Origin of the sequence: Pararhizobium sp. LjRoot255, from assembly GCF_964252905.1 — a bacterium.
Lineage (GTDB): Bacteria > Pseudomonadota > Alphaproteobacteria > Rhizobiales > Rhizobiaceae > Pararhizobium.
The window spans coordinates 1,279,045-1,294,322 of record NZ_CAXUPQ020000002.1 but is presented as its reverse complement, the minus strand read 5'-3'; the positions used below and the strand labels follow the sequence as shown (position 1 = coordinate 1,294,322).

13 protein-coding genes and 1 pseudogene are annotated in these 15,278 nt (G+C 59.3%); 8 read left to right on the top strand and 6 right to left on the bottom strand.

What is annotated here, in order from left to right; all coding sequences use genetic code 11:
• Window positions 1-30 precede the first annotated feature (30 nt).
• The 8 genes and pseudogenes from ACSQ2W_RS25205 to ACSQ2W_RS25170 all read left to right on the top strand — a co-directional run bounded on the left by ACSQ2W_RS25205 (window position 31) and on the right by ACSQ2W_RS25170 (window position 8,164).
• A complete protein-coding gene (locus ACSQ2W_RS25205; protein WP_436088839.1) occupies window positions 31-1,053 on the top strand; it encodes an extracellular solute-binding protein in 1,023 nt (340 codons plus the stop codon).
• An 82-nt stretch (window positions 1,054-1,135) separates the two neighbouring features.
• Entirely contained in the window at window positions 1,136-2,809 is a 1,674-nt protein-coding gene (locus tag ACSQ2W_RS25200; protein WP_436088838.1) for an amidohydrolase, read from the top strand.
• A gap of 155 nt (window positions 2,810-2,964) precedes the next feature.
• A pseudogene (locus tag ACSQ2W_RS25195) lies at window positions 2,965-3,207 on the top strand (aldehyde dehydrogenase family protein); the annotation flags it as partial.
• A 153-nt stretch (window positions 3,208-3,360) separates the two neighbouring features.
• Window positions 3,361-4,719 (top strand): glutamine synthetase family protein, encoded by a 1,359-nt coding sequence (locus ACSQ2W_RS25190; protein WP_436088837.1) that lies wholly within the window; start codon window positions 3,361-3,363, stop codon window positions 4,717-4,719.
• 2 nt (window positions 4,720-4,721) lie between these two features.
• On the top strand, window positions 4,722-6,026 hold the full coding sequence (locus ACSQ2W_RS25185; protein ID WP_436088836.1) for an NAD(P)/FAD-dependent oxidoreductase: 1,305 nt from the start codon (window positions 4,722-4,724) through the stop codon (window positions 6,024-6,026).
• On the top strand, window positions 6,016-6,633 hold the full coding sequence (locus tag ACSQ2W_RS25180) for a cysteine hydrolase family protein (RefSeq protein WP_436088835.1): 618 nt from the start codon (window positions 6,016-6,018) through the stop codon (window positions 6,631-6,633). Before ACSQ2W_RS25185 ends, ACSQ2W_RS25180 begins: the two co-directional genes overlap by 11 nt.
• 353 nt (window positions 6,634-6,986) lie before the next feature.
• The gene (locus tag ACSQ2W_RS25175) at window positions 6,987-7,328 is read left to right on the top strand and encodes a TM2 domain-containing protein (protein WP_436088834.1); all 342 of its coding nucleotides are present in this window, start codon (window positions 6,987-6,989) and stop codon (window positions 7,326-7,328) included.
• Window positions 7,329-7,615: 287 nt separating this feature from the next.
• Window positions 7,616-8,164 (top strand): DinB family protein, encoded by a 549-nt coding sequence (locus ACSQ2W_RS25170; protein WP_436088833.1) that lies wholly within the window; start codon window positions 7,616-7,618, stop codon window positions 8,162-8,164.
• A gap of 190 nt (window positions 8,165-8,354) precedes the next feature.
• Here the strand turns inward: ACSQ2W_RS25170 and ACSQ2W_RS25165 are convergent, their stop codons facing one another.
• From ACSQ2W_RS25165 to ACSQ2W_RS25140, 6 genes are all read right to left on the bottom strand, one after another.
• Entirely contained in the window at window positions 8,355-10,127 is a 1,773-nt protein-coding gene (locus tag ACSQ2W_RS25165) for a carbamoyltransferase family protein (protein WP_436088832.1), read from the bottom strand.
• 45 nt (window positions 10,128-10,172) lie between these two features.
• Window positions 10,173-10,931, bottom strand: coding sequence for a phytanoyl-CoA dioxygenase family protein (locus ACSQ2W_RS25160; protein ID WP_436088831.1), 759 nt, complete (start codon window positions 10,929-10,931; stop codon window positions 10,173-10,175).
• Between the two features lie 25 nt (window positions 10,932-10,956).
• On the bottom strand, window positions 10,957-11,799 hold the full coding sequence (locus tag ACSQ2W_RS25155; protein ID WP_436088830.1) for a YqcI/YcgG family protein: 843 nt from the start codon (window positions 11,797-11,799) through the stop codon (window positions 10,957-10,959).
• Between the two features lie 158 nt (window positions 11,800-11,957).
• Window positions 11,958-13,310 carry an ATP-grasp domain-containing protein gene (locus tag ACSQ2W_RS25150; RefSeq protein WP_436088829.1) on the bottom strand — a complete coding sequence of 451 codons (1,353 nt, stop codon included), beginning with the start codon at window positions 13,308-13,310 and terminating at the stop codon, window positions 11,958-11,960.
• A gap of 15 nt (window positions 13,311-13,325) precedes the next feature.
• Window positions 13,326-14,516 (bottom strand): MFS transporter, encoded by a 1,191-nt coding sequence (locus ACSQ2W_RS25145; protein ID WP_436088828.1) that lies wholly within the window; start codon window positions 14,514-14,516, stop codon window positions 13,326-13,328.
• Between the two features lie 102 nt (window positions 14,517-14,618).
• The gene (locus ACSQ2W_RS25140) at window positions 14,619-15,248 is read right to left on the bottom strand and encodes a pyridoxal 5'-phosphate synthase (RefSeq protein ID WP_436088827.1); all 630 of its coding nucleotides are present in this window, start codon (window positions 15,246-15,248) and stop codon (window positions 14,619-14,621) included.
• Window positions 15,249-15,278: the final 30 nt, after the last annotated feature.

The window sequence follows — 15,278 nt, the reverse complement described above, 5'->3', positions numbered from 1 at the left end:
CCTCCTCCAGAAGAAAAGGGAACTTGTGACATGCTGAAATCTTCCTGGCTTGCCATTGCAGCATTTGCCCTGTCCGCCTACTCGGCCTTGGCCGCAGGAGAGCTGCATATCTACAACTGGGGCGAATACACCAACTCGAAACTGATCGAAAAATTCGAGAAGGCCTACAACGTCAAGATCACCCTGGACTTCTACGATTCCAACGAAACGATGATGTCAAAGGTCCGCGCCGGAGGCTCCGCCTTCGATATCGTCGTGCCGAGCGACTACGCCGTTGCGATCATGATTGACACGGGCATGCTCGAAAAGACCGAGCCAGCCGCGATGGCAAACTTCAAGAACATGGACCCGGCGATCGTCGACATCTATTTCGACAAAGGCCGGCATTATTCCGTGCCCTGGCAGCTTGGGTTGACCTCCTTCGTTGTCGACACCGCCGTCTACAAAGGTGACATCAATTCGTACTCCATCCTCTTCGATCCTCCGGCCGAACTGAAAGGCCGTATCAACATGCTCGACGACATGACGGCGATCATGCATGCGGCGGAACGCTATCTGGGATTCCCGCGCTGCACCTCGGACAAGATGCAGCTGAAGGCCGTCAACGAGCTCCTGAACAAAGCAAAACCTTCCTGGCGCACCTTTTCCTACGACTCGCTCCAGCTGCTCGCCGCCAAGGACGTCGATGCGGCGATGATTTGGAATGGCGCGGCGTTTCGCGCACGTGCCCAGCGTAACTCTCTGGTCTTTGCCTATCCCAAGGAAGGGATCGAGGGCTTCATGGACAATGTGGTCGTGCTCAAGGGTGCTGCCAATCTCCAAAATGCGAAGCTCTTCCAGAACTTCATCATGGATCCGGAAAACGCCGCTCTGATTTCCGACTTCGCCAAGTACAACAACGGCATCGTCGGATCGGAAAAATACCTCTCCCAGGATTTTAGCGACGCGCCCGAGATCAAGCGCCCGGACGGTGCCACGCCGGAATATGTGGCGCCGTGCTCGTCCGAGGTCGTCACGATGTACAACAAGATCTGGACGAACCTCCGCAAGTAACTCGCCCCAACGCCCAAAGCGCCCACCTGCCGGCACCAGGCCGGCGGGCGGTGGCCGATCGCCACAAAATCTGGAAGACGACATGAAGCAAGAACCCGCCGATCTCATCATTCACAGTGCAAAAATTCTCAGCATGGACGATGCCCAGCCGAGAGCCGAGGCGCTCGCGCTCCGGCACAACCGGATTCTTGCTGTCGGCAGCAATGACGACATCCTGAAATTGGCAGGCGCATCGACACGTCTGGTCGATGCACGCGGCGCAACCGTTCTTCCGGGGTTCAACGAAGCCCACATGCACATTTTTAGCGGTTCGGTCGGGCTGACCGAACTCTCACTGTTTGGTGTGCAGGGCTTCGAGGCATTTGCACGCACGGTGCGAGATTATGCAGCGAGCAAGCCGGACCTGGCGCTGTTGGTTGCCCAACAAGCGGACTACTCGATCCTCGGCCGGAACGAACCGGTGACGCGCCATCATCTCGATCGTATCCTCCCTGACCGGCCGTTCCTCATGTATGCGCCCGATCACCATACGGCCTGGGCGAATACGGCGGCACTAAAAGCGGCCGGCATCCTGGGAGGCGGCGATGTCGGCGTAGGCAACGAGATCGTCATGGGACTAGACGGCCTTGCCAGCGGCGAATTGAAGGAAGCCAACGCGATCAGCCCGGTCGCGCGGCTGAGTCAGACGGGAGGGCGCGAAAGCCTCGGCGTGGTAACCGGCGGCGATCCTCATTCCGTCACGCCGGAGGAAAGGCAAACCGATATCGCCGTCATTCGCGTGGGCCTCGACTACTGCGCCTCGCTCGGCATCACCTCGGTCCAGAATATGGACGGTAATCTCTATCAACTTGAAATGCTGGAGGAGATCGAACGCCAAGGCGGCCTGCCGACAAGGATACGCGTCCCGTGCCATATGAAGAACTTCATGCCGCTTAGCGAGTTGGAGGAGAAGGCCGCGCCGTGGCGCGACCGTTTCAATAGCGATCGGCTGCGGTCGGATTTTGTCAAGATGTTTGCCGACGGGGTCGCGGAATCGGGAACCGCGTACTATATGGAAGACTACGCCGACGAGCCGGGTTGGCGGGGCGAGCCGCTTTTCACCCAGGACCATTTCAACAAGATTGTCACCGAAGCCGATCACCTCGGTCTGCAAATCGCTGTCCACGCCATCGGCGACGGCGCGGTGCACATGGTTCTGAATGGTTATCAGGCCGCATCGGAAGCCAATGGCCACCGCGACAGCCGTCACCGGGTGGAGCATATCGAGACGGCACTCCCGACCGATTTTCGGCGTTTCGCGGAACTTGGCGTCGTAGCGTCTATGCAGCCAACCCATCCCCCCGGTTCCGCCGGCCTCCCGCTCGAACCCTATCTGAGCCGCATCGGCGAACAGCGCTGGCCGCACGCTTTTGCCTGGCGGACGCTTGCCGACCTGGGAGTAAAAGTCGTCTTTGCGACAGACTGGCCGGTTTCGCCGCTCGATCCGATGTACTGCATCCAGTGTGCGATGACCCGCGAGATTTGGAAGGAGGGTCTGCCCGACCAGCGACTTTCGCTCATGGAAACGCTCGCAGCCTACACGCGGACCAGCGCCTGGGTCGAATTCATGGAAGACCGGAAGGGCGTGCTGAAGCCTGGTTATCTTGCGGATGTCGTGGTGCTGAGCGGCGACATCGAAGCGGTGCCTTTCGACCAGCTCGCAACGCTGCGCCCCATCATGACCGTCTGCGATGGTCGCATCACTTACGAGGCCTGACCATGCCTGCCAGCCTTCCAGACTCCAACTCCAACCCTCCGGTCAAAACCATGTCCTTGGACAATCATCTGCAGTTCTACATTGGCGGCGATTGGGTCGCACCGCTTGCCACAAGCACGATGGATGTGATCGATCCGTCCACGGCGCAGGCTTTCGCCGTCGAGATTGCTAATGACACCCCCTACGGGCTGGCCGCCTATATCCAGTCCGGCGATCTCGAATGCGCCCGCCGCCTATCCCGTCGCCTGCGCGTCGGCAACGTCCACGTCAACTATCCTGACTGGGATACTGAGGCGCCTTTCGGCGGCTTCAAACAATCCGGCAATGGCCGCGAATATGCCGAGTTCGGGCTGGACGATTTTCTCGAGATAAAAGGCGTTATCGGCTATGGCGCCTGACTTCGCCCGTTTCGCGGAGATGGCCTGGAGCCGCCGCGACCACCCGCCCCCGCCCAATCGATGAACGGAACGTGGGCGCCCGCGACAGCCGGGCGGACCCCGCATGCGTTTTCTGCAATTCATGCAGCGATTTGAGGACCGATCTGGTGGATCATGATTGATGAACACGAAGCCATAGAATTCTTTCGCAACAATCCCGATATCGAAGTGCTCGAGGCCTTCGTGATCGACGTCAATGGCGTGCCGCGCGGCAAATGGATCCCACGGGAACGCGCGGTCGAAGTACTGACGAAGGGCATGGCAATCCCCCGTTCCGTCTACGCCCTGGATGTCTGGGGCCGGGACGTTAATGCCGCAGGCCTCGCCGAAGGCACGGGCGATCCGGATGGAATGTGTTTTCCAGTTCCGGGGTCACTTGCGCGTATCAGCTGGCTGAAAAGGCCAACAGCTCAGGTGTTGCTATACATGCGCAACACGGACGGGACCGGCTTTTACGGAGACCCACGCCAGGTGCTTGTGACCGTTCTCGAACGATACCGGCAACGGGGCCTCACGCCGGTCGTCGCAACCGAGCTCGAATTCTATCTCATCGACCCGGTGCGCTCGGCGCTCGATCCGGTGCGCCCACCCAATACGCGCGAGGGCCGCTGGCATACGGGTCAAACCCAGGTCTTGTCGATCGCGGAATTGCAGGATTTCGAGGATGTGTTCCATGAGATTTCGACAACCTGCCGCGCGCAGGCTGTACCGGCCGATACGACGCTGCGCGAGAACGGTCCCGGTCAGTACGAGATCAACTTGAAACACGTACCGGATGCCCTGAAGGCCGCGGACTATGCCGTGCTCCTCAAGCGCATCGTCAAAGGCGTCGCGCGCAAGCACGATCTCGACGCCACTTTTATGGCGAAACCCTATGGCACCCAGGCGGGCAGCGGCATGCATGTGCACTTCTCGATCCTGGACGAGAAGGGCCGCAACATTTTCGTCGGCGGCGACCAGCCCGCGGAGACGCTGCTCCATTCGGTCGGCGGGCTATTGCAGAACATGGGGGACAGCATGGCCGTATTCGCGCCGCATGCGAATTCCTACCGACGCCTGCGCCCGAGCGAACACGCACCAACGTATGCTTCATGGGGCTATGACAACCGTTCCGCGGCGGTTCGCGTGATCACGACCAGCAAGCCCGCAACCCGGATCGAACACCGCGTCGCCGGCGCCGACAGCAATCCGTATCTCGTCTTGGCCCTTATCCTGGATGCAGCCCTGATGGGCATGAACATGAAAGTGAAGCCCGGAGGCGAGATCACGGGGGACGACCATGCGCTCGATCATGAGCCGCTGCCGACCAATTGGGACTATGCCCTGCAGCGCTTTTCGAAGTCCGGCTTCGCCTATAGCGCGTTAGGGCCGGCCTTTCGTTCGCTCTACGCCAGTTGCAAGCAACAGGAACTGTCGGAGTTCTCGCTCCGCGTCACAGATGTCGAGTACGACGCCTATATCAGGACGGTGTAGTCATGACCACTCACGCACAATTCGCCTCCAATCCGGGCCACGCCGCGTCCTGGTATGCGGCGACGGCCAATCAAAAATCGGTCCGCCCGGCTCTGCAGGGAGAGATCGCGGCCGATGTCTGTATCGTCGGCGCCGGCTTCACCGGTATTTCTGCCGCGCTCGAACTGTCGGAACGCGGCTACAAAGTCATCGTCCTCGAAGCCGAGCGCATCGGCTTTGGTGCCTCCGGCCGCAATGGCGGCCAGATCGTCAACGGCTACAGCCGCGATCTTGAAACGATCGAGCGGCGCTATGGCCAGGAGAAAGCTCGCGCGCTCGGGGCGATGTCGCTCGAAGGCGGCGACATCATCCGCGGAAGGATCGAGAAATACGCCATCGATTGCGATCTCCGGCATGGCGGCTTCTTCGCCGCATTCACCCAAAAGCAGATCCGCGACCTGGAAGCCGTCAAGGCAAAGTGGGAGAAACACGGGCATGAACATCTGGAGATGGTCTCGCATGCGGCCGTGTCCAAATATGTAAAGACCGATCGCTATGTCGGCGGCTTGATCGACAAGTGCGGCGGCCATATTCATCCGCTCAATCTTGTGCTCGGCGAGGCCGCGGCCGCGGAGTCGCTAGGCGCCATCATCTTCGAAAATTCTCGCGTCGAAAAGATCGGAACTGGAAACGAGCCGGTCGTTGCCACGTCGAAGGGTACGGTGCGGGCGAAACATGTCCTGATCTGCGGCAATGCCTATCTCGGCAAGTTGTTTACGAAAATAACAGACCGGATGATGCCGGTGTCCAGCCAGGTCATGGTCACCGAGCCTCTGGAACCCAAATTAATCGAAGGACTGCTGCCGGCAGACTATTGCGTCGAGGACGCCAATTATGTGCTCGACTATTACCGCCGCACCGCCGACAACCGCCTCCTCTATGGCGGCGGCATCGGCTATGGCGGCCAGGATCCCAAGAACCTCACCGCGATCATTCAACCGAACATGCTCAAGACGTTTCCGGCATTGGCAAAGGCGAGGATCGAATTTGCCTGGAGCGGAAACTTTGCCCTCACCCTGACCCGCATTCCGCATGTCGGACGCATTTCCGACACCGTGTTCTTTTCGCATGGCGACAGCGGCCATGGTGTCACCACGACGCATCTGCTCGGCAAGATCCTGGGCGAAATGGCGGCCGGCCAGGCCGAACGCTTCGATGTCTGGGCGTCGCTTCCCAGTCTGCCGTTTCCGGGCGGGAAGGCGCTAAGGGTTCCTCTTACCGTCCTCGGCGCTTGGTGGTACGGCATGCGAGACCGGCTTGGGCTATGAAGAAGGCGACCGATACACATCAAGATTTTGCAAACCAGCCATGACCAAAGGAGGAAAAATGTCTCGGAAAGCATTGATATTGGTCGACTTTCAGAACGACTACTTTGAAGGGGGCGCGTTCCCACTTGTCGCTCCCCTGGCGGCCGCAACCAACGCACGTCGGGTTCTCGACGATTTTCGCTCCAAAGGTGCTTGTGTCATACACATCCGCCATCACGCAACGGAGCCCGATGCGACCTTCTTCGTACCTGCAACGTGGGGTGCTGAGATCCACGCCCTCGTTTCGCCCGGAGGCGACGAACCTGTTCTGACAAAGTCGAACATCAACGCTTTCCTCGATACCGGCCTGAAGGACCTTCTTGAAGAACGGAGCATCACAAACGTCGTGGTGGCCGGAGCCATGAGCCACATGTGCATCGACGCTGTGGTGCGCGCCGCTTCGGATTTCGGATTCTCGCCAAGCGTCATCCAGGACGCGGTCGCCACCAAAGACATGGAGTTTGGCGGGCGGCTCGTCCCCGCTGTCGACGTGCATGCGTCCTTCATGGCAGCTTTGGCCTTCGCCTACGCCGAAGTGGTCTCTACCGATGACTATCTCGGAAGATAGTTTCGATCCGCGTGGCGCAACATCATGGCAGGTAGCGTCGCCTTAACGTCCACACGACAAGGGAAAGGCTGGATCGACGGTGACGAGGTCGTCGCCCATAAACTTGGTTGTTTCCGAACTGCAAAAACGCGGCCTTGTCCGGCTTGTATTTAGCGGGCCGACGTTGCGCGATCATATGGGATTAACGAGAGACCCTGTTCGTTGTGAGTGCCTATGTTCGATTTCGAGCAGAATCCGAAAAATTACAATCACTTCAGAGACTTACCACAGCGTTGCGGCCAATCTTGACGCTATGAGTGTATTATGAAATACATACGTCGCATGCGTGCACATTTCTAATGTTTGGAGCAACTATGGAACTTTCAACCTCAAAACAGATGTTGATCGAGCAGCGCGTCACCAACGAAGCGAAGTCAAGCCGAGTTGCATATATTCTGTGTCTTTTTCTTGGCGGTTTTGGTGCCCATCGGTTCTACATCGGACATCCCGCCTCCGGCCTGGCCATGGTTGTGTTGATGGTTCTCGGCGTTGGGCTGGCTCAGCTCCGAGTCGGAGCGCTGTTCTCCGTCACTGGCGTGATCTGGGTCATCAACGATTTGTTCCTGATCCCACGCATGGTTCAAAACCAGACGAACGAGTTCCGGGAAAGCCTTCATCGACAGCTGTCAAACTCAAATCAGGCGGCGGCCAGTTAGCACGCTCGGTTGTGTCTCTCGCACGCATGCACCGCAGGTCAATTTCGACGAGCCGCGCAGGTTTCGTCCGCCCCGTCGATGCTTTATGCGCGCCGCGCCGGCGGCGGATCGCATCGACCAGAGAAAGCTTTTCAAAGGATCGTTTCGATCGTCGCGCGGGAACGGGCCTGCCGCGGCTCCTTGCGCATTCCCGACTGCTGCTTTGAAATGCGAGTAGACAACGGAGCCCCCTTGTACAGAATGTGAGTAGCTTACTCACATTCCCCAAACTTGGAAGGGCCGCCCTCATGAGCATGTTGCTCCAAAAACTGTATGGCTATCACGCCTGGGCAAATACTGACCTATTCGACAAATTGGGGACTTTGGATCAGGAACGGCACAGGGTCGAGCTGCACACCGCCTTGCGGCTGATCAATCATTATTACGTCGTGGCCCGAATCTTCGGCGCGCATCTAATTGGCGCGCAACATGGCTATGCCTCCGACAATACGCAGGAGACGCCAACGTTGGGTGAGCTGCGTGCTGCCGTAGCATCTACCGATCAATGGTATCTCGATTACCTTCGCGGCGTCTCGCCGGAAAATCTGGCGGAGACCATTCCCTTCACTTTCACCGATGGCGACAAGGGTTATATGACCAGAGAGGAAATGCTGACTCATGTTGCCCTGCACGGAGGTTATCATCGGGGCGAGGTTGGCCGGATACTCTGGCAACTCTCCATCACCCCGCCTTGGGACATCTTCGCCCTCTATCTTCACCAAAGCGAGCCGGAACGGCGACAGCAGGGCGGCGCTTTTCCATCTCAGGTGCGTAATGCCGGGCCTAGCGGTAGTTAACGCCCAATTTGCCGTACCAACGCATCGCCCAAAAATCACCTCAGAGCACTCGTGACTTCTTGCGCCTTCCGACTCACACAGCGTATCAGTATTTCGGACCGCGTGGTCTAGGCGCAGGTTCATTCCACGTGCCGTACCGAGAGGGGCCGAAACAAAGGTGCGCGCACAGGCCAGGTGTTACCTGGATCGGCTAGACCAAATCTAGGCCACCATGGATGCTCAGTTGCGGCACTTGGGTACCACGCTCGACGTGAGTTGCCTTCGCCGGCTCCTTTTCCAGCACGAAGTCCCCGATATAGAGAATGTCAATGCCTGTGGAATAGAAGCAGCGGACCGCGTCGTAGGGACTGGCGACGATGGGCTCGTCCATGACGTTGAAGCTGGTGTTCAGGACCACTGGATGGCCAGACAGCTTTCCAAATTCACGGATCAGGTCGTAATACCGTTCATTACAATCCCGTCGGACCGTTTGAAGGCGGGCCGTGTCGTCGACATGGACGATCGCCGGAATTTTTGCCCGCATTTCTTCGCGAACTGGGAAGACCGTCAGCATGAACGGCACCTCGACCGTCGTCTCGAAGTAATCGCTGGCCCGTTCCGCGATGACGGAAGGCGCAAACGGCCTGAAGGCCTCCCGGTGCTTCACTTCGGCGTTGATCTTGTCCTTCATGCCGGCGCGTGTCGGATCGGCTAGGATGCTGCGTCCGCCGAGCGCGCGCGGTCCGAACTCCATCTTTCCCTGAAACCAGCCGATGATCTTGCCGTCGGAAAGTGACCTGGCCGCCTCCAGGCATACATCGTCCGACTTGCGATAGGTAACTTTCGCGGATTTCAGGAAGCGTTCTATCTCCTGATTGGCATATTCGTCCCCAACGAACGGATTGACGTGATAGAGCTTTTCCCGGTTCCCGAGGATGTCCTTGTAGACATAGGCCGCAGCGCCGATCGCCGTTCCGTTGTCGCCCGCGCCGGGCATGACGTATATGTCGTCGAAGTGGCCGGCCTGAAGAATCTTGCCGTTGGCGACGCTGTTGAGCGCGACACCGCCGGAATGGACGAGGAAGGGCAGTTTCGTCCTCGCAGCCAGCATCGACGTCATCTTCAGGACATTCTTTTCCAGAACCGCCTGGAACGCCGCTGCCGCGTCGCGATGATGCTCGCGAATCTCTTCACCTGGCCGGCGGGGCACCCCCAAGGCGGTTATCAGCTTTTCGCTGCAAAACCGGCCAGTGATGGACGCCGGCAGGTCAAACCAGGAGAGATCGAGCTCCACCGCGCCGTCATCCTTGACCCGCACCATTTCATCGACGATGTCGAAGAAGCGCGTCGGGTCGCCGGTCGGGGCGAGCCCCATCGTCTTGCCCTCGTCATATTCTACCTTGAATCCGCAATATTCCGTCACCGCGGAATAGAAGGTTCCGAGCGAGTGCGGGAAAAGGGTTTCACTGAATTGCGAGAACGTTCCATTCCTGGCCTCGCCCATCCAGGCGGTTCGCCACTCTCCGCCGCCGTCGATGGCGAGCACCGCCGCCTCGGTCCAGGGCGAGACGTGGAAAGAACCGATGGCATGGGAATAGTGGTGATCGACGAAGTGCACGGCTGGCCTGCGCGCCTTGCTCACGGGCCAACTGTGGTTGTACCAGTTCCAGAAGGCCAGATGCTTCTGGTTCTGGCCGCCGATCTCGGAATACAGAAACTCCCGCGCGGCCGGCCCGAGCGATGCAGCATACTGCACTTTCTTCGCAACGGCGATATCCGGATTGACCGAAATCGCGATGTGGTCGATTTCGTCCAATGTCAGATTGGCCTGCTTCAAGCATCTTGCAATAGCGCGTACGGGGAACTTCGAGGTGTGCTTCTCCCGTGAGAGCCGTTCCTCCTCGATTGCGCATTTGATCTCGTTGTTCGAGATGACGCAGGCAGATGCGTCATGAAATATGTAGTTTAAGCCGAGGATATTCATCTATATCTCCTAGGAAATACTATAATGGAATTGCGATGATGGCGTTCATTGCAACGGCAAGAAATCCACACCCGCATCGCCGCGCCGGTTATACTGCTCACCTCCGCCAAGGAAGGTTGGGGCATGGTCGCGAAGATTGAAGCCGAAGAGCTGACGTTGCAGGGGGGCCGTAAGGGCAAGCACCGTTGCCGGCGGCGGCTGAAGGCAGTCGACATCCCGCCGTTTCATCCAGAACCTCCCGAAGATTGGAAAGAGCGCCCAGCAATCAATACCGGGGCCATCCAGCGATGCCCGATGCCAGAGCGCCGAGTCGTGAATGATAGCCGCGCCTCTTTTGACCGGAACCGGGACCTGATCAGGCAGGTTTCCATAGAGGGTGGGGGGGCCCTCGTCGCGGCGGTGCGACCCAGGAACCACCATCAGTGGACCTGCCCCGACCGGGGTGTCCTGTAGATAAATGGCCATGCTGATCGCCAGCGTCTTGCTGCAGGAGAAATCCGTGTCGCGATGCCATTCCGGTTCGGCGTCGTCCGAACGCGTCCGCAGAAGATCGAACTGCAGCAACTGCATGTCCTGCCCGATCAACGCTTCGGCGACCCCGATGAGAAGCGGGGCGTCGAACATGCGGAGAAAATGCGGGCGTCGGAAGCAGGATCGTTCGTTCCAGGAATTGCGGTGCGGTTCGCGCGCACCCATGTCCTGAGCGACGGAGCGAATTTGGCAAAGCGGGTCGTCAAGTAATATGTCGGGGACCAAGATGTACCCCGACTCGTCGAATTGTCTTATTTGCGTTGGCGTCAGCATGGCAATTCCTTGATCTCGTCGAGGCTTAGCTTTTTGCGTGAAAGGGGCATTGCTTCAGAGACAGGGAGATCGGCGTCTCATTGTCGTCCGACAGGACATATTGGCTGCGCTCTGTCCCGACGGCGCCCTCGCCGTAAGCAGATGAGCTCCACGGCGCGAAGGGCAGGCCGTCGTCATAGTCCTTTGTCCGCTCTCGGATCATGCTTCGCACGCGGCGGCCTTTGTCAGTCGGCCCCGCCACCCGATCGAAGACGTCTCGCGGTGAAATGATGAGAGCCATGCAGACGCCCAGATTGCGGGAGAGCCGGGCGTGATTTGCCGGCGTCGAGAAATTGATGAACAGGCCGCGGCCGGCGAAAGCGAACGACCACAGGGGATCGTTCTCGTCGGTGGGAATTTCGGCAGGCCACGGAGCCGGATCGCATTCGTGCAGTGATTGCAACAGAGCCTGCGCCATCGTTCCGTACTCTTCAAGCGGGCAGTCCATCATCGGCTTGATGAGGGCCACCAGGACCTGGAAATCCACCTTGTTCGGCGGAAGATCGGCAAGGCTGTCCAAATAGGCGACAATGGCGTCGGCGATATGCTTGACGTCGCCTTTCTCGGTCGCCGTCTCAGCAAACGCATAGACCAGTTGACCGTTCCGCTCGGCCGTTGTCGCGAAGGTGCAAGGGAACCGTTGATCCAGGACGACCCGCCGGAACGATGTTAAGCCATCCCGAGCCCACTGCGGCAGATGCCCGGCTTGGAAGCTCCCAAGCTCCGCCTTGTCCCAATAGGGCAGACCGCTGTTCGGCTTCAGGCGGTGGACGGCCTCGGTCTGAAGTTTCCTTGCCGTCTCGGCAGAGGTATCCACTGCGATGTTCATTGTTCAATCTCCTTATTGAGCGCCGCCTGAAGGGCGCGCAAATGGCCTCCGGCCCGCCATCGGTCATGGCGCCGTCTCCAAAAAATAAATTTGCGTCAGTCAGTTACCTGGCCATCGTGAGACGGACCACAAAGCCGAACCCGCAGTGCAGATCCGGATCAGTGCAATTCCTGCTCGAGGAAGATCCTTTCCGCACTGTCCATGATCTGCCTCTGCGACTGGATCAGAATATCGACGGTCGGGGCCTTCAGGAAAACGTTGGCAATGTAGTTCATCGACCCGAGATGCGGGTCGTAGGCCCTTGACGGTGAACCATTCTCGATGTCCGCACTCCACGCGATTTCGTACTTTACCTCGGGATCGAGATATCGACGAAGGTCGAGCGCCTTGTTGACCTTCGGGTGCCTTTCCCACGGAACGCCACGGGAATCCTGCGTTATGATCGCGACCGGTCCCGCTGCGCCATTCCTGGCGAGGTACTGGAAGCCCGGAACATTGAAATCCTCCCCGAGGAGCGCCCGTGCGAGGCAGCCGATCATATCCACGTCGAACACTTCCAGGATTTGCCTGGTCATGAGGGCTCCCGGCGTGCGGGCTGCCGATTCCACCATGCAGAGTTCGCCATCGGCCTGCAACTTGATCTCGGTATGGGTTGCGCAAGTCTCGAGCTTGAGCGCGTCCACGGCTCTGCGCGCAAAGTCCACGATGAGTTGCTGCTTGTCCAGGGACAGGATCGACGGCGTGATCTGCCCGATTTCCGTAAAGGGCTGTACGAGCGGATACTTCGAAGTGACGGCAATGGGTTGATAGACGCCGTTGACCACCAGGCCCTCGACGCTGACCAGGTCGCCAAAAGGCCTGTCGCCATACCACCACGTGGCATCGGCATCGATCATCTCCTCGACAATGAATTCGGGAGCCAGCAGCCCGTCTACGACGCCGAAAGACCGTTCGGCGGCGAGGCGTTCGATTAACGCGGTGTTCTTCATCCAGATCGCTTCGAGATCGTCGCCGACATCGATGATCGTGTGCCCCGCGGACATTGCGCCCTCGGTCATCTTGAGCACCGCCGGCAGTCGCAGTTCGCCAACCGCGCGCCTCAGCTCGTCAAGGCTCGTCACGCGGCGGAACGGCGGGTTCTTCACGCCTGCCGCCTCGAATGCGCTTCGCATCTGCCACTTGTTGCGGGAGAGCTGGACATACTGACCGGCTCCGTTCAGTTCCGCGCGCCGCGCTGCCACGGCAACGGGACCGACCGAAAATTCATCCAGGGTCAGAACCCCATCGATCCGGTACGCCTTAATGGCCTCGAGGACCGCAGCGGCAAGGTCGTCCTCGTCCTTGACCGTGCAACGGATCGCCACATCGGCCAGCCGTTGAATGGCCTCGACCTTGGCCGCCGCAAGCGTGTCGGTATAAAGCACGTGCACGCGACCAAGCGGCTTGAGGCGCGCCAGCGCAAAGTCGATGGGGGGACCACCGAAGCCGGCAACCAACAGGACGTTCTTCATCGTATCGCTCCAGGTTTAAGCTGCTTTCGCAGCGGCTTGTTCGGAACCCTGCCGCATCAGCTCGGCGGCAAACGTCGGCTCGTGTTCACGAACCATGAGCAGGAGCAGGCCGCCAAGCGTCGCCATCACGCCGGAAAGCGCAATCGCCATGCTCGATTGGCCCGCCTGCAGCAGCAATCCGTAGGCGAAGGCCGCCGCAGCGCCGCCGATGTAGAAGGCGAGCTGCCGGCTTGTCGTCGATATGATGGATTGCTCTTTGGTGAAGGCGGAGATCGTCACCGCATCCAAAATGGGCATGAGCATATAGTTCATGGCGATGCGCATGAAGTAGACGACAAGGAAAAGGGCGATGGCTGGCAGTGCCGCCTGTATGGCAAGCGCGAGCGCCGTAATCACCGTGATCAGCAGGATCAGCGTGCGGTGCGCGGCCATTCGCTTGAACGATGGTGCCAGCAGCGCGCCCGTGAGCGCAAAGATCTTTTCGGCGCCAAGTACGACCGCGCTCGTGCTCACCGACAGGCCGTAGTCGGACGTCAAGATGATGTTCGAGAAGCGGAAGACGAGAAGGATGGAACCTCCGAGGAAGAACGAGGATGCAAACAGCATCAGCAACGGCTGCCAATCGTGCCGTTTCATGCCCTGTATGCGAACGCTCTTCACCTCCTCCGGCTCGCCCATTCTGAGGGAAGCTTCGCGAAAGCCGCACATGACGAGCGCAAATCCACCGGAAAGGAGGAGGAGGAGAACGTAGCTCCGTTCCGGCGACATGGGCAGCAGCCAGTTCAGGCCGGCGGCGAAGACCGAGCCGAGCATGGTGCAGACCAAGTAGGACGCAAAGAACAGGCTGAACAGCTGGACGCGCCTGTCAGCGCTGACGCGGTTCCCGAAGATAGCGGCGCCGGTCGAAAGCATGCCGATGAAGCCGCCGGACACGAAGCTCAGCACGATACTCGTCACGAGCACCGAATGACACAGCGGGATGAGGAACAGCGTGAGCGCAAACTGCCAGGAGGCCAGCCTATGAACCGGCCGCAAGCCGTAGCGCCGGGACGCGAGCCCCTGCAAGAGGACGGCGATCCCCATGCCGATCATGGAGATCGAATAGATCTGACCGATGGCGACTTTGTCAAGGCCTTGATTTTCAAGGTAGAAGTTGAAGACGGCGTCGAAGCTGCCGTTCGCCAGCCCCATAAAGCCGGATGCCACCAGGAAATTCCTCGTGTTTGCATCAAAGTCCGCGTGTGTTTGACCAAAGGGCCGCATCTTACCTCTCCCTGCAATCTGGACTGTGAATCCCGTGAAGGACCCTCAAGGCTGGAGTCGATACCGGGTCCAGCCCGACCGCGTGGTCTCGTATTTAAGCCGCTTGTAGAGCCGATCGGGCGAAAATTGCCAAAACTCGACCGTTGTCGGGCGAATGAGGTAGCCAAGCCAGCCTGCTGGCCGTTCGAGCCGATCGGACGACGCTGACAAAATTGCTGCCCTCGCCTTCAAATCCGCCTCGTCCAGCAACGGCTGACTCTGGCGGGTGGCGATCGACATCGCGCAGGACTCTCTCGGCCGGCCAAGCCAGAGCCGCTCGGCCTCGGCCGAGCAAAGCACCTCGGCGCGGCCGCTCACGATGACCTGCTGCTTCAGTTCCCGCCAGTAAAACACGCCGGAAACCGTCCCGGTTTCAGCAATGTCTCTGCCCTTCGGGCTGCCCGCATGCGTCGCGAAAACAAGACCGTCACAGCCGACTTCGAGAACCTGAATGGTCCTGCTGGAGAGGGCCCTGTCGACACCCAGTGTCGTCAACGCCATCGCTCCCGGCTCCAACACCTTCGCCGAAATGGCCTGATCGAACCATGCCTTGACGGCATCGAGAGGGTTCTCCGGTTCGGCCAGAAAAATGTCCGTGCACGGCACTGCGGCAACGGGTTCGAGAATATGCTTCATAAGTGCTGCCTCTCTGCTGTTCTCGCCCAC